A 21,157-nucleotide genomic window follows, 5' to 3' on the forward strand; every position below is an offset into this window, starting at 1 on the left:
AACTTACCCCGGGGTAAGTAACTTACGGTGGGGTAAGTTGCTATTCGACCTCCAGCCAAAGAGGAGGAGGGAAGACCTCTACGATAGGGAGGAAGAGCTCAGGGAGTTTTTTGAAGCCGTTGAGCTCGGAGAAACGCTTGTTCTTCTGCTCGGCATCAGGAGGCTCGGTAAAAGCTCACTCCTCAACGTTGCGCTCTCCGAATCAGAAAAGCCGTTCTCCAAGATTGACGTTCGCTCGCTCTACTTTACCCACGGCTCGATTCCTCAAGAGTTGCTCGCGAGAAAACTCCTCGAAGGTCTCCTCAAGTCCCTGAAGGGAACGGACAAAGTGCGGGTAGAACTTATGAAAGCCCTCTCAAGGATTAAGGGGGTTAGAGTTTCGGGTCTTCAGGTGGAGTTTGATGAAAAGCCCGACCTTGCGGAGCTCCTTGAGAAGCTCGACTCTTGGGCCGAGAAAACTGAGAGAAGAGTTATAATTGCCTTCGATGAGGCCCAGTACCTGAGGCTTTCGGGGATACGGTACGATGGGCTCATAGCGTACGCCGTGGACAACCTGCCGAACCTGACGTTTGTGCTGACCGGCTCCGAGGTCGGAATGCTCCACGATTTTATCGGACTCGACAACCCCAAAAAGCCCCTCTTTGGCAGGTACGCGAGGGAAATAACGCTGAAGAGATTTTCGAGGGAGCAGAGCAGGGACTTCCTGAGAAGAGGATTCGACGAGCTTGGAGTAAAAGTTCAGGAGGAGGAAATTGAAAGAGTCGTTGAGAGGCTCGACGGAATTGTCGGATGGCTGACCCTATACGGCTACCTTCGGGGGATTAGAAAGCTCTCCGAAAAAGATGCTCTTGACGAGCTCTTTGAGAGAGCCAAAGCGCTTGTCCTCGACGAAATTTCGACCCTCACAAGGTACAGCACGAGGTACTGGTATATTCTGAAGGCAATCTCCTTGGGAAACGATTCATGGAGCTCCATAAAGGAGTACGTGGAGTTCAAGGCGGGAAAGATAAACGACGCAAAATTCTCGGGCCTGCTGAAGAACCTCGTCAAGTACGGCTACCTTGAAAAGACAGAGGATGGTTACTCCATCCCCGACCCAGTCGTTAAGGAAGTCATAAAGAAGACCAACTTACCCCCGGGTAAGCCACTTACCCTCCCCTGAGTCAGAACTCCCACCACTCCGACTGTATCTCCTTCACCCTCGCCACCGTTCTCAAGGCTTCGTACGATGGACTGACCGGAACCTCGCGGATTTCTCCGCTGAGGTAGCCCCTGATGAAGGCTGGAAGGCCTTTGTCAAGGCCGACCGAGTAGCCACCCTCAAAAATCACCGCGAGCGGATAGCGCGAGAGCGTTGAGCCCGCGTAGGCGAAGAAGAGTTCACTGAGGCGAAGCGTCGTCAGGTTCTCCCCGAGGAATCCGTCAAATCCAGCAGAGACGACCACGAGCTTCGGCCTGAACTGGGTCAAGACCGGGAGAACAACCTCGTTCCAGGCGTAGATGAAGTCGTCGTCTCCGGAGTAGTGGGGCATCGGCAGGTTGATTTTCGTCCCCTCGGCATTCTTCCCGCCGACGTCGTGCTCGTAGCCACTCCAGGGATAAATATCACGCTCGTGAAGGTCTACATGCACCGCGTTGGGGTCGTTCCAGAGTAGCTCCTGCGTCCCGTTGCCGTGATGGGCGTCAAAGTCTATGACCAGAACCTTTCCAGCGAGCTCCTCGGCCGATTTCGCCGCGTAGGCCGCGTTGTTGAAGATGCAGAAGCCGAGCGTTGAGGCGTTGAAGGCCCTTCCGGCCTTTCCGGCGTGGTGGCCAGGTGGCCTGACGAGGGCAAGGTGAAGGCCTCCGAACTTCAGGGCCAGCTCGACGGCGAGCCTCGACGCCCCGAAGGCGAGAAGCGAGGCCTCCCACGTGCCGGGGGAAACGTAGGTGTCCGGGTCGAGGTACGAGAAGGTTCTGCTGCTCTCGCGGACGAGCTCAACGTAGTCCCTTGAGTGGACCTTCAGGAGCTCCTCCTCCGGAACGGGAACCGGCTCGATGGGCTTCCACAGGTTCAACCGCTGGAGGGCCTTTACTGCCCTCAACAACCGGTCTGGGTTTTCTGGGTGATAGTTCTCGGGTCTGTGCTCGAGAAAAACGGGAGAGTAGATAACGGAGAAGGCCAAGCCCCCTCACCACTCCTCCTCTTCCTCGATTAGACCGTACTTCTCAAGCTCGCGGAGGAGCTTCCTAACGGCCTCCCAGGCGTCGTGCTCGCTCTTGGCGCCTGAGCAGACGATTTTACCGGAGGAGAAGAGCAGTATCACCGCCCTCGGCTCCTTCACACGGTAGATGACACCGGGGAACTGCTCAGGTTCATACTCACAGTTGGGCAGGCTCAAAGCGACCGCGTCGAGGTTGAACTCCATGCCGATGTCACCGCTGAAGACCATGTTCTGTATGTCAATCTGGGGAGCGCGGTGGAACTTGGCGCCGATTTTCTTGAGCATCTGGATGAGCTTGTTGACGGCCCTCTCGATGTCCTCGACGCTTTTAGCACCTGTAACGACGAGCTTCCCGGAGCTGAATATAAGCAGGGCAACCTTCGGCTCATCGAAGCGACAGATGATTCCGGGGAACTCCTCCGGGTTGTACTTCGAGTTGGGGCATATTTCAATAACCTTCTCAAGGTTCAGCTCCGTAAAGAGGTCAACAGAAGCGACGATGTTTTCAATCCTGAGCTTTACATTGCTCATGTCCACCAAGGTTTACACCTCCGGATGGTGGGTTTAAAAACCCCTTTATAAATGAGGGCCGTCGCTTTTTAAAGCTTTATGCTCAAAAGGGAACATCGAAGAAGAAAAAGTTCAAAGGTAGGCCTCAACGAGGACCTTTCCAGCTTCGGTCAGGCTCTTGCTTCCGAGGAAGCCGAGCTGGCGGAGCATCGTTAAAGCTTTCTTTATCTCGTCGTCGCTGAGACTGAGGTGCTTCCTGATGACGTCAACCTCCTCCATCTTGTAGCCCTTGACCTCGCCCTTCTCCTTCCATATCCTGTTGAAGGTCTCGAGGTTCTCGTAGATTACCTTGAGCACGTTGTAGAGGGTCGGCGTGACGCTGAACTTGACCTTGACTATCTCCTGGAGCTTGGCGTTCTCGAGGGCGGTCTTAACCTTATCCCCGAGCTCCGTCAGCTTGACCATACCGTTCTGGAGCTCAACGACGAAGCCCTTCGCTTCCGCCTCGCCGATTGCCCTGATGATTTCCTTCTCGTCTCCGCCAACGTAGTCCTTAACCAACTCGACCAGCTCGTCCCTGTGGATGTACTTCTTCCTCGGGGTCTTGGCGAGTATAGCGGCGTCGTATCTTGTGAGGAACGGCTTCCTCTTTATGCTCCTGCTGAGCTTGAGGTAGAACCTGCCCTTGTCGGTGACGCCGGCCTTGACAACGCCCTCCTCCTGGGCCCTGATGACCCACTCGGCTATTGGCACATCGCCGCTCTCGGCGTAGGTTACCGCCTTCATGGCATCGGGACTGACGGTTCCGAAGTTTATGGCCTCTTTACCCCACTCGGTGAGCCAGTAGGTGTCTCTGTTCTTGACGAGCCTCCTCTCAACCAGCTCCTTGCTCTCGAGGAGGTGCAGTATGGCTCCAAGGTCCTCGACCTCAACGCGTTTGGCTATTTCCTTCTCGGTGGGCAGAACCTCGGGATTGGTCTCGTACTTCTCCTCAATCTCCTTGATGGCCCTGAGGACTGCAAGCTCATCGTCGAGCAGGTAAATCGGGAGAACCTTCTCCTCAACCCTGCCCATCGCCTCGTAGGTCTCCATCACGGCCTTTCCGAACTCTGTGGTTCCCTTCTCGTCGGTGAGCCCCATGCTCTCCAGCTCGGCGTTGCTCCTTCCGGCCTTCAGGGCCTCAAAGTCCTCCTTCCTGAGGACTATCGCCCTCGCAAATACCGGAATCATGCTGACGGCTTTGAGGGCGAGCTTCGCCGCAGGAGTGGTTGCGAAGGCCCTTCCCTTCTCGGTCGGCGGTGAAATCAGGAGCAGGCGCATGGCCTGAAGGGCGTTCACGATGTTGTCGCCGTAGAGCTTGGAGTTCTTGTAGGTTACAAGCTCGTCGAGGGTGCCGATTTTCGGCATTCCCCTGAGGAACGAGACTATCTCCGGGGTCAGGTAAACGACGGGGTGGGTCTCGCGGTAAAGCGCAAGAAGCGCCTTTCCAAACTCGGTGAGGCCGTTCTCATCGGCGAGCTTCCTCTCCTTCAGCTTCTCGAGCCAGCTCTCGGGGACCTTTCCGGTCTCCTCGAGGAGCTCAAGCATCTTCATTATTTCGGTATCGGCTATGAGGTCGGGAAGCTCGTCGAGGTTCAGGGAGTCGCTTATCTCGAGGAGCTTCCTTCCGGCATCGGTAAGCTTAATCTTTCCACCATCAAGCTCGGCAAACCCGAGAATGTAGAGCTCGATTGCCCTTATCTGGAACTCCTCCGGCAGTTTGGCCTCAATCTCGGCCTGGCTCTCGGTCTTCTTCATTTCCCTGAGTATCTCAAGGTGCCTCTTCTTCAGATACATGTTATCACCCCTCCACTTCCGTTTTGATGCTTAAAAAGCCTCCGACATTTTTAGAAACGCAAAGTTTTTAAAACTTTCGGTAACTAAAATCGGCGAAGGTTTAAAAGACAACCGGTTGAGTGAGGGGTGGTGAGAACATGAGAAACACGATTGTCTTAGTTAGAACCGACAACTTTCAGAAGGCGAGCGTCGCGTTGGCCGACCTCGTGAGATACGGGGGCATGAGGATTCGCGGTGACCCGAGGATAATCCCGCCGGCACTTTCGGACTGGGCTTTCGAAAAGATAAGTGGCGAGAAGCCGAGAAAGCGCTTTAAGGCCCACGTCGTTGCCCAGATTGACCTTCCGCCGAGGAAGGCCATAGGAAGGCTGATGGACATTCACCCCCCGGCCCATATCCTTGTAATCCCGCCGGATTCAGAGGTCTGGGAAGAGTTAATGCGCCTCTGGGGAAGCTTTGAGAAGCTCCGCGGCTTCCACCCCCCGAAGAGGACGAAGGCCGAAGAAGCCCGGCGGAAGGCCGAGAAGAGGAGAGAGAAGGAAGAGTGGGAGTTCGAGGAGATTTAAGGGAGAAGGTTTAGTCCTTCTTTCTCCCCAGCCTGTTTAAGGTCGCTGTCCAGCGTTCCAAGGTTTCTCACTTCAAAGACAAGTGGCGAGGATTATTGCGTCATTCGGGAGCAGGTTGTGCTTTCTCATGAGCCCATAAGATACCTCAAGAACTTCATCGTCCGTAAGGAGAACGTGAAACTGGTTGAGGAAGTCCTTTGGTTCCTCGGTGAGGATTACGTTTCCTATCTCGCCCCGCTTTTTGATTGTAAACGGGGAAACTCCAGTTTTGAGTGCGATGTAGTGGAAAATGAACTCACTGAAAACTATGTCGTTGATTACCGGGACCAAATTGGAGTTGAGAATCTCTTCAAAGAGCGAAACGGCGGAGGGATTACCTTTTAGTCCCTCGATTAAAACGGAGGAGTCAAAAAAGATAAGCTCACTGGAGGTACCAGTCTTCTTCATTGACATCCCCCTTGAACTTGCCAAGGTACTTGGAAAGAACAGCTCTGCTCAGCCCTTTCCCCATCTCCCGCTCAAGTATAATTTTTATCTTCCGTTCAATGAGACGCTCCATTCCAGAGGGCACCTTCATAGTCATTTTCCGCATTATTTAAGGATTTAAGATGTTGTTTAAGGTAGTTTTGAACTCTCTATCTGCCTCGGATATATCACCAGTTTTTAGATGTTCCATGTTATATGTAACTACAAAGAGCTTCCTCCCATCAAAAAATTCAAACTTTAAGAAGTGAGTATTGGAAAGCTCGGGATTATATGTTGAGCTTGATGGAATTATAATAACAGCAGGAGGTCTTGAGTCATTTTCGTAGTTATTCTCGTTTTTATATCCCCAGAGTCTTGAATAGACATAGAGCTGGCGTAACATGTCTGAGCTGGGAATTCCCTCTTTGAGCTCTCTGTATTTTGCATCAAGCACCATAACCGGAATATCTCCCTTTCTAATAACGTAATCAGGCTTTTGGAGATTTCCATCCTGATTCTTTAAAAAGGAGCGAGATTCTTGGTAAGACATTTTGTATCCTAGAGGAAGGTTTCTCATGAGAACTCTCTCAATAAACCGCTCAAACAATTTGTTCATATCAACAAAGAACCCACTAACTTCCCTACTCCTTCCTTTGCCGTTTGCTGGCATAAACAAAAGTTTTGCCAGCTCGAAGGGTTTCCTAAACCTCTCATTGAGTCTCGTGAAATGAACGCGTTCAAAGTGCTCTGCCATAAGGTGTATTGGCGTAACACCATCAAAGGCAAGCATCAGCTCACCGAGAAGCTTTCTGTTTAGTCCCCATGTTGTTCTTCTGAGTGCTTCCCTAATCGATGCATAGAAAATCCTGTTAAGTAGATTGTCCTCAATGAGTTCATGAACCTCAACGCTGAAAGTGTTTAACTGAGGGGGAAGCTTTCGTATCTGTCTGCTCATCAGGAGTTTTCCACGGAGAAATCTTTCTTCCCGGTGAACTTCAACGTATTCTCGATGGTATCCCCTTTGAACTTCGTTCCAGAGACTTTGAGCGAACAAATAAATAAAAACCTCATAAAGGTTCGGTTGGAGTTTTTGCCCATGAAGAAAAGCCAAGTCATAGTCTTTAATTTTCAGCCCGTAAGCCATGTTGAGCATTCGTATGAAAGCCAGAATGGACTTCCAAGTATCTTCCTGTGTTTCTTGTGTTTGATTACCCTTGGGCTTGAAAACTTTTGGAAGAATTTGAATGAAAACGTTATCAACGGCTGCAAAGCCGACGTAGTGTCGTGCTTTAATCTTGTTGGCATAAACCTCCACAACGCCTTTGCTCTCGTCAATTTTATCTCCACTATCTGAGTTGTCTTCGGATTTGTCCAGCTTTTTAAAGCCCTTCTTAAACTGCTCATTCAACTTGATGAGAGCATCCTGAATGGTTTTCTTATCCCCTGCAATATCTCTGTACTTCTTTTCCTCATGTTCATAGAGTGTTATCGCCGTTAGTCTTGGCATATGAATCAGTCCCCTTCAGTTTGGGATTGGTTGTTCTCTGAGGAGTTTTCCTCGTTAGTTGTTGCTCCTCCCTCTTGAGATGAAGTGTTCTTACCGATTATTCTCTTCAAAGCCCTAACAAAGGTGTCTCCTTCGAGAACTTTTAATTGATACGCTTCTTCCCCATTGGGCCCCGTAATATCAAGTTTCTCAAAGAACACATTGCCAGAATCCTTATCTTTCTCATTTAGCACCCACTTTATCGTTTCCCAGTCGTTGTAGAAGTACTCCATGAGGAGCGGGAGCACTTCATAGTACCAGACGCGCTTAAGGTCATCAACGGTCTCCACATTCAGGAAGTAGCTGTGCCCTATCCTGTGGTCGCGGTCTTTAACGACAGTAATGCGGTTGTTAATGGCTTTCAACAACTTTGAGAGATTGATGTCCTCAATAGTCTTATCCCTTAGTTTCTCAGGATTTGGCTCAACCTCGATAAAGGCAAATCTCCTTCTTAATGCAACATCTAACAGCGCAATGCTTCTGTCTGCGGTGTTCATCGTGCCGATGATGTAAAGGTTTGACGGGACCGCGAAAGGTTCTCCTGAGTATGGAAGCGTTACAATAAGCTGGTTCTCACCGCCTAAGCGCTTGTCCTTTTCGAGGAGCGTTATCAGCTCACCGAAAATCTTGCTAATGTTTCCACGATTAATTTCGTCAATTATGAGGTAGAATCCTGGGGTGAGATTCTTTAGTTTGTCTTTTGGAATTTTTTGTACAACCTCCCACAAATACCTCTTGAGTTGGACATATTTCTCATATTCATGTGGAGATAAAGAATCTTCCTTGGTCAAAAGACCATGGAGCCTTTGCAACTTAATTTTTTCGATTAGTTCATCTTCTAAATTCAAAAGTCCCTCTACAATAGCCCGGAGAGCAATTTTCTTGAATATTCCATCTTCAACTACATAGCGGATTTGCCCTTTGTTATCAGTTCTTGGTCTGAATCCCTCTATGAACTCCTCGTAACTGTAAGACTGGTGAAAGGTTATGAACGCCCAGCGATTTCCAGGTTTCTCTTCTCTTGTTTTTTCAATGACGTATTTCCTCGCAAGCCATGTCTTTCCGGTTCCAGGTGGACCGTAAAGGATTACCTGACCTTTTGTACCCAAACCCAAATTTAGTTCCCTCAGTTTTCCATCTAGACCAATGTGACTCTCATTAGATGAGTCCAACACTTTTCTATCTAGCAGGGACTCGATATTATTGACAACTTCCTGAGGTGCTGGGATTAAGTACTGTTGTTTTGGACTAAAACCAACGCTGTCTTTTGAGATTGGGGGGTTAAATTCCTGGAAATTTTTTAATGTAACTACATAAAACTGATCATACTTCTCAAACCATTTTGCAGCAAAGTTTTCTAAATACATGTTTAAATCCTCTGTATCCATAATCTGTGAAAGTTTCTCTTTTAGTTTCTCTTTGGGGACCACAGAGTACTTCTTGGCAACTTGTGATTTTCCTACAAAGCTCTGTCTGTAACCTGAGACACCACTTTTACTAACATAGTGATACACAATATCTCCTGGGGCAAGGTTCTCAATTATTTTCCATCTACTTCCGTGGGGTGCCCATAAGAGTTTTCCTATATGTTTCTCACTTCCAGTAATCTCAATCCATGTTCCCATTATGACCCACCAGGTTAATAATCAAAATATTAAAATTTAAACTTTCTGGTGTACAAACAAAATCTCAAGTCTCACTTCTTCCTCTTCCGTATCCTGATGTTGGCGATGTCGCCGAGGGTTGGCTCGTAGTCCTTTGGAATAGTCTTCTTCTCCTTTACCTCCTCCTCGACGCGCTCGATGAGCGTAATCTTGAAGTAGCGTTCGAGCTTCTTGGCTTCCTTGATGGTGGGCTCGCGGTAGCCGTGCGCTATGGCCCTCAAATCGTTCACCGAAAGCCCAATCTCGTGGGACAGCTCCTCGTAGCTTTTTCCAGAGCGCTGTATAGCTTTGTAAACCCTCTCGGCGAAGTCCTCAACGATTTCCTCGGTGTAGAGCGGTCTCTCGCGGTAGGGCTTAGGCTCCCTCTTCGGCCTCGGAGCTGAGACGGGCCTTCTCCTCGGCTCCCTTCCGGTGGGCATTATGCTGAAGCCGGACTTCTTTCGGCCGTACTTCTCGTAACAGCGGTCGCAGACGAGGACCTCGGCACCTTCGAGTCTTATCCTGTGGCCCGGGCCCCTTATGGGCGCACCACAAATCTCGCAGTAGCGTGGCTTGGCCTTGCTCATAGCTACCACCTTCTCTACCGCTCAAAGCTCGGAGTCAGGCTTTTTAAACCCGACGATGAGGGTATCAATGATGACGGAAGTGAAGATAGAGAAACTCCAAAAGCTCGACCAGGAAACGCTTGAGAGGCTGATAGAGATTTACATGAACGCCTACGAGGGAATGCGAGAGTACGGCGGGGAGGGCGAGAGCTACGCGAAGCGCTACCTGCGGTGGTGCTGGAGCAAGGCCAAGGACGGCTTCTTCGTTGCAAAAATCGGCGACGAGATAGTCGGCTTCATAGTCTGCGACGACGACTGGTACAGCAAGTACGAAGGGGAAACCGTGGGGGCAATCCACGAATTCGCCGTGGACAGGAGGTATCAGGGGCATGGAATAGGGCGGAAGCTCATGGAGAAGTGCCTCGAGTACCTGAAGGGAAAAAGGATAGAGCTCTGGGTCGGCGAGAAGAACGAGCGGGCGAAAAGGTTCTACGAGGAGTACGGTTTCAGAGAAGCTGGAAAGCACGGCATCTGGGTGAGAATGGTTAAGCCGGCCGAAAAGGTGATAAGCGCGGACGAGAAGTAGTTTCATTGGTGGTTGCAATGCCCTGCATTCAGCCTCCAAGCCCGGACAAGGTGAGGGACATGAAAGAGGAGAGCTTCATAAGGGAAGGAAAGGGAAAGCTCAAGGTCACGATAGAGGGGAGCGAGACCCTCGAAACTACGATGAGCGGAAGGCTGAAGAGCGTCGAGGAAGTTGCCGAGATGCTCGGCGTCGAAGCGAAGGACGGGAAGATAGAGGCAGTGGTTGACGGAGTGAAGGTCAGGATGGAGAAGGGGAAGCTCGAGCTTGAGTTCGAGAGCGGGGACAGGATGAGGATTGAGAAGGCTTAGGCGTAGAGGCTTATCAGAAGAACCCCCAGGGCCGTCAGGACGAGGGCAAGGGCAAGCCGCCCCGTGAACCTCTCTTTTAGGAAGAGCACCGCCATTATTGACGCCATTATGGGGCTCGACTCAGTTACCGGGGTCGCGATGCTTGAGCCAGCAAACTTCAGGGCCAAGGCGAAGAAGTACTGGCCGAGTATAGTGCCCAGGAGCGTTATGATAAACACCAGCCCCCAGCCACGCGCGTTTAGCTTTCTAACATCGTCTTCTATTCTTGGAAGGAAGGCGAGCGACGCCAAAGCGCCGAAGCCTATTCTCAGGCCGATGACCGCGAAGGCGCTCTCACCCACCACGAGCCAGTCCGTCACGATTACGGCGAAGGTCCAGAGGAGCTGGGCCGAGAAGACGTAGGCGAGGCCCTTCCAGTTTATCCCACCGCCACGTGAGCCCTCGGAAGCGATTACGAGAACCGCCATCACTATGAAGAACGCGCCGAGGAGGAGGCCCAGCGTGAGGGGTCTGCCAAGGGTGTAGTGGGCCACGAACATCGTTATTATCGGATGGGCCGTCACGAGGATTGCCGCCCGCGACACGCCGAGGAGGTTCATACCCTCAAGGAAGAACCAGTCGGCGAGCGTGAAACCGAGAACTCCGGACACCACGAGGATTGCCCATTGAAGAGCCGAGAAACTTGGAACGCCGAGGTAGAGGACGAGGGGAACGTAGAAGAGCGCGCTGAGGAGCAGTCTGATAACGTTAAGCGAGAGGGGGTTGACTTCCCTCATCGAGACCTTTGAGAGCACCGATGCGAGGGCCCACACGAAGGCCGCCGAAAGCGCCAGTATCACCCCAAGTGTTACGTTCATGGTACGGGGAAGGCACGCTCAGGTTATAAGCCTAACGCTTCGAGGGAGATAGAAAAGGCAACCTACCCTTCAATGATTAAAGCATCTCCCAGAAGCTGAAAGTGATGGTCGGTCGTAACTACGAGCGCTCCATACCTCTTGGCAGTTTTGGAGATAATGCAATCTGCGAGTGAAACGTGCTTGTTTTTGTTCTTCCTGCGTATTTCCGCGTGCAGTTTCCCCGCGTTGATTGCCACTTCTTTATCCAAGGGAACGACCAAACCCATGTCGGCTATCGTCTCCACTATGCTCAAATCAACCCCGTTTCTCTCCAAGAAACTACTAAGCTCTGCCAGAACAAGCGTCGGAATAATCACCAGCTCAGATTAGTTGAGAATCTCAAGAACAGCTTTTCCCTTCTCGGTGCCCCTAATAAGTTCCACGAGGGCGAAATGTCGAGGATAACTATCATATCCTCACGTCCACCCGGTCTTCTTCCCTGAACTCAGGAAGCCCTTTGGCTATCCCAAAGAGTTTGTCCCAGTTCTTTTTCTTCTCCCTTCCTTCAAGGAGTCTCCTCAGTTCCTCCCCGTTAATCGGGACTTTAATCTCTATGGCCATGTCCTCACCCAAACGAGAATTGGGAAGAAAGATAGATAAAATTTCCATCACCTCAAAACGGGCCTGAACTTGTAGCCGTAGAGGATTATGCCGTCCTCCTCAAACTCTCTGACCTTTCTGGTCACGACCTCAACTTCCATGCCCTCGTGGATTTCCTCCGGGTCAACGTCCGTCAGCTGGGCCAGAACAACGGGCCCTTCCTCGAGCTGAACCAAGGCCAATGGATAGGGCTTGTAGTACTCGAACCCGCTCGGCGGGTTCCTCACTATCGTCCATGTCAAAACCTTACCCTTTCCGCTGAACTCGTATTCCTCGACGTTCTTAGAACCGCAGACGGGGCAAACCTGCCTGTAGGGGAAGAAGACGTGGCCGTTCTCGCACTTTCCGCCTATGAGCCTGTACTTCTCGCGGAAGTGCCTCCAGTAGCGGGAAACCTGCATCGGACGGGCCATCTTCACACCCTCCTGAAGATGCTAACGGTTATGTTCGAACCGGTTCCACCGATGTTCTGGGTCAGGCCGACCTCGGCGTCGGGAACCTGGTTCGGCGCCTCACCGCGGAGCTGGAGAACCGCCTCGACCGTCTGGTAAACGCCGGTAGCTCCAACGGGATGACCGCGAGCTTTGAGTCCGCCCATAGTCTGTATCGGATAATCTGCGTCAATCGCTATCTGGCCCTCCCTGGCGAGCTTCGCTCCTTCTCCTTTCTTTGCGACGCCGAGGGCTTCTAAGCTCAGCGCGGCCATGACCGTGAAGGCGTCGTGAACCTCGAAGAAGTCTATGTCCTTAGGCTCAACTCCCGCCATCTTGTAGGCTTTCTCGGCGGCTATCTTCGCCGCCTTGAGGGTGAGCAAATCTTCCCTGTTGGCGAGGTTTATGGTGTCTATGGCGCGCGCCATTCCAGCAACTTCAACCCACTTCTCCTTCGGAACGCCGAGCTCCTCGGCCTTCTCGGGGGTGGTTATTATCACGGCGGCGGCACCGTCGCAGACCGGGGAAGCATCGAAGAGCTTGAGCGGGTCGGCTATGTAGGGGCTCTTCAGGACGGTCTCAACCTTGATGGGCCTCTTGAACATCGCGTAGGGGTTCTTGGCGCCGTTGGCGTGGGCGTTGACAGCGAAGAGGGCCAAATCCTCCTCGGTGTAGCCGTAGGTCTTCATGTAGTGCCTCATTATGAGCGCGTTCAAAGCTACGAAGCTGGCCCCGTGGAAGAGCTCCCACTCGGCGTCTGCCGCGTAGGCCAGGTAGCGGGTCGCGTCGCTCGGCCAGGCGTCGGTCATCTTCTCGACGCCGACGACAGCAACAACGTCCTCAAGCCCGCTGAGAACGGCCTTAACACCCTCCTGAACGGCGGCACCTCCTGAGGCACACGCCGCCTCAATTTTAACCGCGGGAATGTTCCCGAGACCGGCCCAGTCCGCTATGAGCGCGCCGAGGTTCTCCTGCTCGACGAAGGGGCCCGAAACCATGTTGCCGACGTAGAGGGAGTCAACCTTATCGACGCCAGCGTCTTCCATCGCCTTGAGAAGGGCCTCAACGGCCAAATCCCTAAGTGAGAGCTTCCAGTGCTCGCCAACGGGCGTCATGCCCGCTCCGATTATGACCGCCTTCCTCATCTCCACCACCTCACAGGATGTACTTCCTCCTCGCCTTCGCGTAGAGGGCGTAGTCTATGTACCTCTTCCTCTCAACGTAGTCCCTAACCTTCGGCGCGAGGTCTCTCTTCTCTTCTATGGCGTCCTGAACGACGATGCTGAAGGCGTCGCTTCCGGCTCCGGAACCGAAGGAAACCCACAGAATCCTGTCGCCGGGCTTGGCTATGTCGAGAACCGCTGAAACGCCGACCATCGTTGCACCGCTGTAGGTGTTTCCAATCTTGCCGGTTAGAAGTCCCGGAAGAACCTTCTCCTTCGGGATTCCGAGGATTTTGGCAGCGGTGAGCGGGAACTTGACGTTGGGCTGGTGGAAGACCGCGTAGTCGAAGTCGTTGACGGTAAGACCCAGCTCCTCCATCAGCGTTTTTGCCGCGTTGATTATGTGGTGGAAGTAGGCCGGCTCGCCTGTAAAGCGGTTTCCGTGCCTCGGGTAGTGCTCGTGCTGGCGCCTCCAGAAGTCCGGAGTATCGGTAACGTAGGAGTAGCTTCCCTCGAAGTAGGCAACGGTCTCGGAGCTCTTGGGGCCAACTATGAAGGCCGCTCCTCCTGCTCCTGCAGTGAACTCGAGGTGGTCGCCGGGCCTTCCCTGGGCGGTATCGGCTCCGATTGCCATCGCGTAGTCGGCCATCTCGGAGCCAACGAAGCCGATAGCTGTCTGCAGAGCCTCGGTTCCGGCCTTACAGGCGAACTCGAAGTCGGCGGTGCTGACGTCAGGCGTTGCTCCGATTGCCTCGGCTATGACCGTACCTGTGGGTTTAACCGCGTAGGGCTTGCTCTCCGAGCCGAACCAGACCGCCCTTATGAGCTTGGGATCAATTCCGGCCCTCTTGAGCGCGTTTCTTGCCGCTTCAAGCCCTATGGTGAGCGCGTCCTCGTCGAGACCGGGAACGGCCTTCTCCTCGATTGGAAAGCTCGAAACGCCCCAGACTCTTCCTATCTCCTCGGCCTTGATTCTATACCTCGGAACGTAGGCACCGTAGCCGACGATGCCCACTTCCCTCTTCGGCTTCAGTAGCTTCCTCATGGGCATCACCTTGAGAACTGACTGCCGGGGGTTGGAACGAGCCTTATAAAAGCCTTTCGGTAAAAGTGAAAAAGAGTTTAGACGATTGACGAGGAAAGCTCAGGGCTTCCTCACGACGAAGAGCGCGTGGTCCTTTTCGTAGGGCTCCAAACTAAGGCGCTCGACGACCTCGAAGTACTCGGAGAGCTCCCTTTCAACTTCCTTGAAGACCTCCTCCGGCTCCTTGGTGACGTCAATGCTCCTGCTCTTGACCGAAATCATGCCGTAGCCGCCGCTCTTCAGGAAGACCTTTGCGTTGTCTATGAGGATTTTCGCCTGCGTCGGCTGGGCGACGTCTTCAAAGATTACGTCAACCTTCGGGACGAGGGCGCGGTAGCCTTCGGGCTTCGTTGCGTCGCCGAGTATAGGAACGATGTTCCTCCTCTCCTCGACTATCGGAACGAGCTCCCTGAGAACTCTCGGCGAGAACTCGACGCCGAATATCTTGCCATCCCAGCCGACGATGTCGCTGACGTGGGAAGCGGTGGTTCCGCTCGCTATTCCGAGGTAAAGAACGGTTGAGCCGGGTTTAATCGGGAAGTTCTTGAGTCCGTTGAGTATGGCCGCGCCGAGCTTTGAACGGCTCGGGTTCCAAATCCTGTACTCCTCGCCCTCGAACTTGATGACCCTCTCCCCGTAAACCCTCTGGCCGGGAACGAGGTTCTTGGTTGCAATCTTCTCGCTCCCGTCGTCATCGATGACGATGTAAACGCCCGGGAACCTGTGCTTCTTAACCTTCATTTACCTCACCTCTTGCCCTTCTTTTTCTTCTTACCCCTCTTATCGGGCTTGCCCTTACCCTTCTTCTCCTTCCTGCCCTTCTCGTGCTTCTTGCCCTTCTTGTCCTTGCTCTTGAACTTCTTCTTTTTCTTCTCGGGCTTGGCCTTCCTCTTGGGCGGGTTCGGGTACTTCTCCTTGATTTCCTTGATTCTCTGCTCGAGCTCCTTCTTGAGCTCCTCGCCGATGTATTCGCCCGAGAAGTAATCAACCCTTGCCGCTATGGCCAGCTTTCCGGCCAAAGCCCTCGCAATCTTACCCCTCTGCCACCAAGGCGAGCGGTTTATTGCAGGGTACTGAAAGATGACTCCGTGCTTGGGCGGCTTGGCACCCGTCCTTAAATGCCTGAAGAGGGCCTTTTCAGCGCCAAGAACCTGTATCGTCGATGCCGGCATCATGGCGAGCTCCTTAAGGCCTCCAGCGAGGCTCATGAGCCTTGCGGCGAGCTTCGCACCGACGAGGGCCTTCAGGTTCGGAGCAACTTCACCAACAGCGGTCTCAAGGTAGTCCTCAATCTGCTCCCTCAGCTTGTAGAGGTCGGAAATCTCGCTGGCGAGCTTCCTTATGATTTCGCTGTCGAACTTGCCGAGCGGTGCTCCCATGGACTTCTCGGCCGCCTTGAGAATCTTCTCAACCTTGCCCTCCGAGAAGCCGAGCTTTTCAAGCTTCTCCCTGCTCACGTTCTCCCTCGGGCCGATTTCCTTGACGAAGGCAACGTATTGCGGGTGCTTGGGTAGGATTTCGTCCAGCTCGGGGAAGTGAAGGCCGTACCACTCCCTCAGCCTCGAAACGAGCAGGTTAATGACCTTGTCGATGTCATCGAGCGCCTCTATTGCCTGTATAATCATCTTGTCGCGCGCACCGCTCTGCTCCTGTATGCGGAGCCTCGTCAGAGCGACGCCGACGGTGTAGTACTCGTCGAACCAGTTCTCGCCGAGGAACTCCTCCGGGCTTGAGCGGAGCTTTTCTCCTGCCAAGTTAGGGAACTCGGCGGTGGCGTTGTAGCCGAGCTCCTTGAGCTTCCTGCTCAGCTCGGTGTCCTCAACGATGAACTCTTCGTAACCCTCTCCGCCCAGCTCGTCGAGGAGAACTAAAAGCTCGTCGCTCGGTTCGCCTTTCAAAAGCCTGTCGAGGCTTACCTCTGGCTTCCCGCTGAAGGGTTTGCTCGCGATGAGCTTCCCGCTCTCGTCGAAGGCGTAAACCCCTCTGACGTTCTCGGCAATGTAAACCTTCATGAGCATCACCTTCCGTTCTTTCCTCAGGTATAGAAGGGCGAGGAGTTTTAAACGGTATCGGTGGAAAAAGAGGGAAAAGTCAGTCCTCCCAAGGCTCGCGGTACTTGAGCGCCCAGCCAAACTCCTCCTTGAGGATGTCTATGGCGGCGCTCGGCGGAATGACCCCGCGCTCGGTGATGATGACGTCAACGTACTCTGGAGGCGTAACGTCGAACGCCGGATTCCAGACCTCGATGTTCTTCGGCCAGGTCTTGAGTTCTTCCTCGGGAATCACTTCTGTCGGGTCGCGCATCTCAATCTCGACGAGCTGGCCGAGCATCGTCTCGGGGTGGAACTTGTAGGTTTCAGCGGCAATCATCGTCCAGACCCTGTGCTCCTTGGCGGTAAGCGCTATCAGGGCCGTTCCAATCTTGTTTATCACCGCGCCGTTGACAGTTATGCTGTCGGCCCCCATGACGACCTTATCAGTCATCTTCATGTAGTGCCTCGCCGCTGAATCGACGACGTATATAACCGGAATTCCGTAGGAAGCCAGCTCCTTGGCGGTAATCTTGCCCTGCCACTTGGGCCTCGTCTCGGTCACGATGACCTTAATCTCCTTGCCCTGCTCCCAGGCGGTCTTCATGACGCTTATCGCGGCCTTGCTGTGGCAGTGGGTCATTATGACGTCGCCGTCCTCGATGCGCTTCGCCCCTATCTCTCCTATCCTCTTGACCGCGTTCTCGGAGTTGTGTATGAACTCCTTGGCGGCGTTGATGACGATGAAGCGGAGCTGTTCAAGGTCGGCGCCGCTTGAGTAGGCAATTTTGCCCCTGTGCATGACGTAACGGAGGGCGTTGGGCAGGGAAACCGCGGTTGGCCTCGTCTCGTAGAGTATCTTCGCGGCCTGCTTCATCTCCTTCCAGAACTCGTCAACGGTCTTGGCTTGGCTCTTCTCGGCCTGTACCTGGAGCGCGTAGGCAGCTGAACGGGCTATCTTCCCTGCACCGCGTATCTCCATGTTCCTTATTTTCTCCGCTATTTCAAGGACTTCCTTCACCACTGGCATCGCTATCACCTCCCGGTAAACTCAGGTTTAGGAGACAGGGTTTATATTTTTTCTGAAAAGGCACAAGAACCCGAAGGGGCTTTGAGGTGTTTTTAGTGCATCAATGTCACCAAAAGTCCTTCGGTGTCCTTAAATTGCCGAAGGAAGCCGTGTTTACCTTTGTAAAGGCCAAATCTGGGCGTTGGGAAAGGTTTATAACGAAAGACCCGAAGTTCTTAGTGTATAGATTTGGTGACGTGCTCAGGCATGTTCATTGAGGTGGTGGCTATGGAAGAAAAACTGATGGGAAAACTCGCATCCGAGCCCCTCAACTTCGAGTCATTCTTCTCTGAGAAGGCCCTTCAGATGAAGGCCTCGGAGATTAGGGAGCTCCTTAAGCTCGTCGAGACAAGCGATGTTATCAGCTTGGCCGGCGGTTTGCCCGCCCCAGAGACCTTCCCTGTCGAGATTATCAAGAAGATTGCCCAGGAGGTTCTCACGGAGCACGCCGACAAGGCCCTGCAGTACGGAACGACCAAGGGATTCACCCCGCTCCGCCTCGCCCTCGCGAAGTGGATGGAAAAGCGCTACGGCATCCCGATGAGCAAGGTCGAGATAATGATGGTTGCCGGCTCACAGCAGGCCCTCGACCTCATCGGAAGGGTCTTCATAAACCCCGGCGACGTCGTCGTCGTTGAGGCACCCACCTACCTCGCAGCTCTAAACGCCTTCAAGTACTACGAGCCCGAGTTCGTGAGCATCCCGATGGACCACGACGGAATGAGGATTGACTTCCTCGAGGAGAAGCTTGAGGAGCTGAAGAGGGAAGGAAAGCGCGTTAAGTTCGTCTACACCGTCTCGACCTTCCAGAACCCGATGGGCGTCACCATGAGCCTCGACAGGAGGAAGAGGCTCATAGAGCTCGCCAGGGAGTACGACTTCCTCATCGTTGAGGACAGCCCCTACAGCGAGCTCCGCTACTCGGGTGAACCGATTCCGCCGATAAAGCACTTCGACGACGAGGGCAGGGTCATCTACCTCGGAACGTTCTCGAAGATACTCGCCCCCGGCTTCCGCCTCGGATGGGTTTCGGCACACCCGCACTTCATAAGGAAGATGGAGATAGCAAAGCAGGCCGTTGACCTCTGCGCCAACACCCTCGCCCAGGTTATAGCTTGGAAGTACGTTGAGGCCGGCTACCTCGACGAGCACATACCGAAGATAATCGAGTTCTACAAGCCGAGGCGCGATGCAATGCTCGAGGCCCTTGAGGAGTTCATGCCCGAAGGCGTCGAGTGGACCAAGCCCGACGGAGGAATGTTCGTCTGGGTCACCCTGCCGGAGGGAATAGACACCAAGCTCATGATGGAGAAGGCCGTCGCCAAGGGCGTCGCCTACGTCCCCGGTGAGGCCTTCTTCGCCCACCGCGACGTCAAGAACACCCTCAGGCTGAACTTCACCTACGTTCCCGAGGACACCATCAGGGAGGGCGTTAAGCGCCTGGCGGAGGTCATTGAGGAAGAAATCAAGGCCCTCAAGAAGTGAGGAAAAGCTTTTTACCCTTTTCTTTCCCAGATTTCCATCGGTGGTGGCATGAAACCCCTGATAGCAATCATAGGTTCTCCCTGGAGCGAGTCCCTTTCAGCCGGCAGGGCACACATAAAGCGCGTTATAGAGGCCGGTGGACTTCCAGCAGTTTTCAGTCCCGAAATCGAGCCCGAGGACATCATAGAAGTCGCCGACGGGATACTGCTCATTGAGGGACCCGACGTCCACCCGCGCTTCTACGGGGAGGACCCCTCGCCGAGCCTCAGGGAAGTTGACGTTCTTCGAGACGAGTTCGAAATTGAGCTGGTAAAGCTCGCCGTCGAGGCCGGCATTCCAATCCTCGGGGTAGGAAGGGGAATGCACGTAATCAACGTCGCCCTCGGCGGAACGCTCTACCAGGACATCTACGACATCCCCAAGGCGATAAAGCACGACTGGAGCTTTGGAAGCACGAGGCCGGAGCAGAGGCTTCACACCATCAGAATAAAGGCGGACTCGACCCTCTACTCCATCCTGCGCGAGAGCCTGAACATCGAGGGAACCAACGAGGGATGGGCGTGGGTAAACAGCTTCCACCACCAGGCCGTGAAGAGGGTTGGAGAAGGACTCAGACAGGTTGCCTTCGCCGTTGACGGCCTGATAGAAGCCATAGAGGGCAAAGAGGGCTTCGTTCTCGGTGTCCAGTGGCAGCCGGAGCACCTGCCCGAGATGCTTCCCCTGTACAGGGCCCTGGTTGGGGCCTCATTGAAGAGGCATGAGGAAAGCGATGAGATGAGGAGAAGGGCCATTGAAGCCGAAATCCGCGAGGAGCTCGCTAAGGAACAAGATGAGAGCCATCACAGCTCGGAAACGAGCGATAACCCTCCCGACACGAACCAAACGTGATGCCCCTCTCGGTTATCTTTTTCTCTGCCTCACGGAGGATTTGAAAGCGTAGCTCCCTCGGGAGGTAATAGTAGCCGCCAATCCTCTCCCCCCTCTCATAGAGCGGCCACAGCTTTTCCATCTGCCCCGGAAACTTCGCGAACATCCTCCTCTTGGAGTCCGGCCTCAGCTTGAGGGTTGAAACTGTGATGTGGCTCACAAAGCTTAGAGCGTCGAGAGTCTCGTCAAAATCCTCCCAGGTGTAGAACGGAATTATCGGGTCTATCCTCGCGTAAACAGGAATCCCTGCTTTCTTGGCCTTCTTCAACGCCCGTATCCTCGCCTTCGGCGATGGGGCGTTGGGCTCGAGAAGTTTGGCTTTCCGCTCGTCAACCGTAGTTACGGTTATCCCGACGGCACAGCGGAGCTCGCTCAGAAGGTCTATGTCGCGCTCGAAGATGTCTGACTTGGTGAGGAGAAGACAGCGGACGTCATAGCGTCTAAATAGCTCAAGAACCTTCCGCGTTATCCCGAGCTCGCGTTCTACCGTCGGATAGGGGTCGGAGGAGTAGGAGAGGGCTATGATGTAGCGCCTGTCGAACTTTCTGAGCTCCCTCTCCAGCTTTGGTAAGAGACCCTCCTTCGTCCTCACGCGGAAGGCGTTTGGGATATAGCTCGTTATGTAGCAGTAAACGCAGGCGTGGTCGCAACCGGTGTAAACGTTCAGCGTGTACTTGAATGGGCACGTGCAGAGCTTCGCCTTCCAGGGGTCGAAGGGTCGAATGTACATAACCAGAGGTTGAGGAAAGGGCTTTAAAACTCACGCGGTAGGGACTACGGTGATGGCATGAGCGTGAAGGGTCGTGTCAAGTGGGTTGATGGAATGCAGTTCGTCGGCTCGATGGAGGACGGTGGGTGCTCGATAATCCTCGGGGACGGTGGAATAAGCCCAATGAGGCTCCTTCTCCTCAGCGTCGCCGGTTGCACCGCCTACGATGTGGTTATGATTCTCAAGAAGATGCGCGAGCCGATTGAAGGCCTCGAAGTTGAGATTTCCGGCGAGAGAAGGGAGGAATACCCGAAGGTCTACACCAGGGTCCACATTCACTACAGGATTTACGGAAACGTTAAGGAGGAAAAGGCGAGAAGGGCCATAGAGCTGAGTCAGGACAAATACTGCTCCGCCTCGGCCCAGGTCAAGCTGAGCGGTGCCGAGCTGACGTACTCCCTCGAGATAGTGCGGGGCGATGATGAGGCGATGATGAGTAAATCCGTTGCGGAAAGGTGAAGAGAGGACCGACT

Annotated in this window: 25 protein-coding genes; 7 read left to right on the forward strand and 18 right to left on the reverse strand. The window is 53.6% G+C overall.

Annotation, left to right across the window (positions count from 1 at the left end):
* The first annotated feature begins 37 nt into the window (after positions 1–37).
* Positions 38–1,162: an AAA family ATPase gene (locus BD01_RS08245; RefSeq protein ID WP_042691870.1), complete on the forward strand. Its 1,125-nt coding sequence runs from the start codon at positions 38–40 to the stop codon at positions 1,160–1,162.
* Between the two features lies 1 nt (position 1,163).
* Here the strand turns inward: BD01_RS08245 and BD01_RS08250 are convergent, their stop codons facing one another.
* The 3 genes from BD01_RS08250 to BD01_RS08260 all read right to left on the reverse strand — a co-directional run bounded on the left by BD01_RS08250 (position 1,164) and on the right by BD01_RS08260 (position 4,550).
* Positions 1,164–2,165: a histone deacetylase family protein gene (locus BD01_RS08250; protein WP_042691871.1), complete on the reverse strand. Its 1,002-nt coding sequence runs from the start codon at positions 2,163–2,165 to the stop codon at positions 1,164–1,166.
* A 6-nt stretch (positions 2,166–2,171) separates the two neighbouring features.
* On the reverse strand, positions 2,172–2,744 hold the full coding sequence (locus tag BD01_RS08255) for a TATA-box-binding protein (protein ID WP_042691874.1): 573 nt from the start codon (positions 2,742–2,744) through the stop codon (positions 2,172–2,174).
* 102 nt (positions 2,745–2,846) lie between these two features.
* Positions 2,847–4,550: a DUF505 family protein gene (locus BD01_RS08260; protein WP_042691877.1), complete on the reverse strand. Its 1,704-nt coding sequence runs from the start codon at positions 4,548–4,550 to the stop codon at positions 2,847–2,849.
* 137 nt (positions 4,551–4,687) lie between these two features.
* On the opposite strand from BD01_RS08260, the gene BD01_RS08265 reads away from it, so the two are divergent.
* Positions 4,688–5,116: a DUF356 domain-containing protein gene (locus tag BD01_RS08265; protein WP_042691879.1), complete on the forward strand. Its 429-nt coding sequence runs from the start codon at positions 4,688–4,690 to the stop codon at positions 5,114–5,116.
* A gap of 72 nt (positions 5,117–5,188) precedes the next feature.
* On the opposite strand, the gene BD01_RS08270 is transcribed toward BD01_RS08265, so the two are convergent.
* The 5 genes from BD01_RS08270 to BD01_RS08285 all read right to left on the reverse strand — a co-directional run bounded on the left by BD01_RS08270 (position 5,189) and on the right by BD01_RS08285 (position 9,357).
* Complete coding sequence (locus BD01_RS08270; protein ID WP_245599218.1) at positions 5,189–5,569, reverse strand: type II toxin-antitoxin system VapC family toxin; 381 nt, start codon at positions 5,567–5,569, stop codon at positions 5,189–5,191.
* Positions 5,538–5,675, reverse strand: a complete 138-nt coding sequence (locus tag BD01_RS11325; protein WP_169730280.1) for a hypothetical protein — start codon at positions 5,673–5,675, stop codon at positions 5,538–5,540. Before BD01_RS11325 ends, BD01_RS08270 begins: the two co-directional genes overlap by 32 nt.
* A gap of 36 nt (positions 5,676–5,711) precedes the next feature.
* Positions 5,712–7,088 carry an McrC family protein gene (locus BD01_RS08275; protein WP_042693292.1) on the reverse strand — a complete coding sequence of 459 codons (1,377 nt, stop codon included), beginning with the start codon at positions 7,086–7,088 and terminating at the stop codon, positions 5,712–5,714.
* 5 nt (positions 7,089–7,093) lie between these two features.
* Positions 7,094–8,752 carry an McrB family protein gene (locus BD01_RS11075; protein ID WP_051482192.1) on the reverse strand — a complete coding sequence of 553 codons (1,659 nt, stop codon included), beginning with the start codon at positions 8,750–8,752 and terminating at the stop codon, positions 7,094–7,096.
* Positions 8,753–8,823: 71 nt separating this feature from the next.
* Entirely contained in the window at positions 8,824–9,357 is a 534-nt protein-coding gene (locus tag BD01_RS08285) for a multiprotein bridging factor aMBF1 (RefSeq protein WP_042691882.1), read from the reverse strand.
* Between the two features lie 67 nt (positions 9,358–9,424).
* Here BD01_RS08285 and BD01_RS08290 point away from each other — a divergent pair, with 67 nt between their 5' ends.
* Together BD01_RS08290 and BD01_RS08295 are read left to right on the forward strand one after the other, a co-directional pair.
* Positions 9,425–9,922, forward strand: coding sequence for a GNAT family N-acetyltransferase (locus tag BD01_RS08290; RefSeq protein ID WP_042691884.1), 498 nt, complete (start codon positions 9,425–9,427; stop codon positions 9,920–9,922).
* Between the two features lie 17 nt (positions 9,923–9,939).
* Positions 9,940–10,230, forward strand: a complete 291-nt coding sequence (locus BD01_RS08295; RefSeq protein ID WP_042691887.1) for a hypothetical protein — start codon at positions 9,940–9,942, stop codon at positions 10,228–10,230.
* On the opposite strand, the gene BD01_RS08300 is transcribed toward BD01_RS08295, so the two are convergent.
* The 9 genes from BD01_RS08300 to BD01_RS08335 form a co-directional block, all read right to left on the reverse strand.
* Positions 10,227–11,087, reverse strand: coding sequence for a DMT family transporter (locus BD01_RS08300; protein WP_042691890.1), 861 nt, complete (start codon positions 11,085–11,087; stop codon positions 10,227–10,229). The genes BD01_RS08295 and BD01_RS08300 overlap by 4 nt on opposite strands.
* A 62-nt stretch (positions 11,088–11,149) precedes the next feature.
* On the reverse strand, positions 11,150–11,443 hold the full coding sequence (locus BD01_RS08305) for a PIN domain-containing protein (RefSeq protein WP_245599220.1): 294 nt from the start codon (positions 11,441–11,443) through the stop codon (positions 11,150–11,152).
* 91 nt (positions 11,444–11,534) lie between these two features.
* A complete protein-coding gene (locus BD01_RS11330; protein ID WP_169730289.1) occupies positions 11,535–11,687 on the reverse strand; it encodes a hypothetical protein in 153 nt (50 codons plus the stop codon).
* Between the two features lie 47 nt (positions 11,688–11,734).
* The gene (locus BD01_RS08310) at positions 11,735–12,139 is read right to left on the reverse strand and encodes a Zn-ribbon domain-containing OB-fold protein (protein ID WP_042691892.1); all 405 of its coding nucleotides are present in this window, start codon (positions 12,137–12,139) and stop codon (positions 11,735–11,737) included.
* Between the two features lie 2 nt (positions 12,140–12,141).
* Complete coding sequence (locus tag BD01_RS08315) at positions 12,142–13,302, reverse strand: thiolase domain-containing protein (RefSeq protein ID WP_042691895.1); 1,161 nt, start codon at positions 13,300–13,302, stop codon at positions 12,142–12,144.
* A gap of 10 nt (positions 13,303–13,312) precedes the next feature.
* Entirely contained in the window at positions 13,313–14,365 is a 1,053-nt protein-coding gene (locus tag BD01_RS08320) for a hydroxymethylglutaryl-CoA synthase (protein ID WP_042691897.1), read from the reverse strand.
* A gap of 99 nt (positions 14,366–14,464) precedes the next feature.
* Positions 14,465–15,145: a fibrillarin-like rRNA/tRNA 2'-O-methyltransferase gene (locus BD01_RS08325; RefSeq protein WP_042691900.1), complete on the reverse strand. Its 681-nt coding sequence runs from the start codon at positions 15,143–15,145 to the stop codon at positions 14,465–14,467.
* Between the two features lie 5 nt (positions 15,146–15,150).
* Positions 15,151–16,416 carry a hypothetical protein gene (locus tag BD01_RS08330; RefSeq protein ID WP_042691903.1) on the reverse strand — a complete coding sequence of 422 codons (1,266 nt, stop codon included), beginning with the start codon at positions 16,414–16,416 and terminating at the stop codon, positions 15,151–15,153.
* A gap of 79 nt (positions 16,417–16,495) precedes the next feature.
* Positions 16,496–17,464 (reverse strand): ribose 1,5-bisphosphate isomerase, encoded by a 969-nt coding sequence (locus tag BD01_RS08335; protein WP_042691906.1) that lies wholly within the window; start codon positions 17,462–17,464, stop codon positions 16,496–16,498.
* 267 nt (positions 17,465–17,731) lie between these two features.
* On the opposite strand from BD01_RS08335, the gene BD01_RS08340 reads away from it, so the two are divergent.
* Both BD01_RS08340 and BD01_RS08345 read left to right on the forward strand, forming a co-directional pair.
* Positions 17,732–18,988, forward strand: coding sequence for an aminotransferase-like domain-containing protein (locus BD01_RS08340; RefSeq protein ID WP_042691909.1), 1,257 nt, complete (start codon positions 17,732–17,734; stop codon positions 18,986–18,988).
* A gap of 48 nt (positions 18,989–19,036) precedes the next feature.
* Entirely contained in the window at positions 19,037–19,876 is an 840-nt protein-coding gene (locus BD01_RS08345; protein WP_042691912.1) for a gamma-glutamyl-gamma-aminobutyrate hydrolase family protein, read from the forward strand.
* Here the strand turns inward: BD01_RS08345 and BD01_RS08350 are convergent.
* Entirely contained in the window at positions 19,806–20,645 is an 840-nt protein-coding gene (locus BD01_RS08350) for an SPL family radical SAM protein (RefSeq protein ID WP_042691915.1), read from the reverse strand. The two genes, BD01_RS08345 and BD01_RS08350, sit on opposite strands and share 71 nt — an antisense overlap.
* 57 nt (positions 20,646–20,702) lie before the next feature.
* On the opposite strand from BD01_RS08350, the gene BD01_RS08355 reads away from it, so the two are divergent.
* Positions 20,703–21,143: an OsmC family protein gene (locus tag BD01_RS08355; RefSeq protein WP_042691918.1), complete on the forward strand. Its 441-nt coding sequence runs from the start codon at positions 20,703–20,705 to the stop codon at positions 21,141–21,143.
* The last annotated feature ends 14 nt before the right edge of the window (positions 21,144–21,157 follow it).

The sequence above is a fragment of the Thermococcus nautili genome (assembly GCF_000585495.1).
Lineage (GTDB): Archaea > Methanobacteriota_B > Thermococci > Thermococcales > Thermococcaceae > Thermococcus > Thermococcus nautili.

Coding starts and splice junctions, on each gene's coding strand:
- BD01_RS08335 (WP_042691906.1), bottom strand. CDS start 17,464: ATGCCAGTGGTGAAGGAAGTCCTTGAAATAGCGGAGAAAATAAGGAAC.
- BD01_RS08265 (WP_042691879.1), top strand. CDS start 4,688: ATGAGAAACACGATTGTCTTAGTTAGAACCGACAACTTTCAGAAGGCG.
- BD01_RS08275 (WP_042693292.1), bottom strand. CDS start 7,088: ATGCCAAGACTAACGGCGATAACACTCTATGAACATGAGGAAAAGAAG.
- BD01_RS08325 (WP_042691900.1), bottom strand. CDS start 15,145: ATGAAGGTTAAGAAGCACAGGTTCCCGGGCGTTTACATCGTCATCGAT.
- BD01_RS08355 (WP_042691918.1), top strand. CDS start 20,703: ATGAGCGTGAAGGGTCGTGTCAAGTGGGTTGATGGAATGCAGTTCGTC.
- BD01_RS08340 (WP_042691909.1), top strand. CDS start 17,732: ATGGAAGAAAAACTGATGGGAAAACTCGCATCCGAGCCCCTCAACTTC.
- BD01_RS08315 (WP_042691895.1), bottom strand. CDS start 13,302: ATGAGGAAGGCGGTCATAATCGGAGCGGGCATGACGCCCGTTGGCGAG.
- BD01_RS11325 (WP_169730280.1), bottom strand. CDS start 5,675: ATGGAGCGTCTCATTGAACGGAAGATAAAAATTATACTTGAGCGGGAG.
- BD01_RS08320 (WP_042691897.1), bottom strand. CDS start 14,365: ATGAGGAAGCTACTGAAGCCGAAGAGGGAAGTGGGCATCGTCGGCTAC.
- BD01_RS08295 (WP_042691887.1), top strand. CDS start 9,940: ATGCCCTGCATTCAGCCTCCAAGCCCGGACAAGGTGAGGGACATGAAA.
- BD01_RS08285 (WP_042691882.1), bottom strand. CDS start 9,357: ATGAGCAAGGCCAAGCCACGCTACTGCGAGATTTGTGGTGCGCCCATA.
- BD01_RS08260 (WP_042691877.1), bottom strand. CDS start 4,550: ATGTATCTGAAGAAGAGGCACCTTGAGATACTCAGGGAAATGAAGAAG.
- BD01_RS08310 (WP_042691892.1), bottom strand. CDS start 12,139: ATGGCCCGTCCGATGCAGGTTTCCCGCTACTGGAGGCACTTCCGCGAG.
- BD01_RS11330 (WP_169730289.1), bottom strand. CDS start 11,687: ATGGCCATAGAGATTAAAGTCCCGATTAACGGGGAGGAACTGAGGAGA.
- BD01_RS11075 (WP_051482192.1), bottom strand. CDS start 8,752: ATGGGAACATGGATTGAGATTACTGGAAGTGAGAAACATATAGGAAAA.
- BD01_RS08300 (WP_042691890.1), bottom strand. CDS start 11,087: ATGAACGTAACACTTGGGGTGATACTGGCGCTTTCGGCGGCCTTCGTG.
- BD01_RS08330 (WP_042691903.1), bottom strand. CDS start 16,416: ATGAAGGTTTACATTGCCGAGAACGTCAGAGGGGTTTACGCCTTCGAC.
- BD01_RS08345 (WP_042691912.1), top strand. CDS start 19,037: ATGAAACCCCTGATAGCAATCATAGGTTCTCCCTGGAGCGAGTCCCTT.
- BD01_RS08290 (WP_042691884.1), top strand. CDS start 9,425: ATGATGACGGAAGTGAAGATAGAGAAACTCCAAAAGCTCGACCAGGAA.
- BD01_RS08350 (WP_042691915.1), bottom strand. CDS start 20,645: ATGTACATTCGACCCTTCGACCCCTGGAAGGCGAAGCTCTGCACGTGC.
- BD01_RS08270 (WP_245599218.1), bottom strand. CDS start 5,569: ATGTCAATGAAGAAGACTGGTACCTCCAGTGAGCTTATCTTTTTTGAC.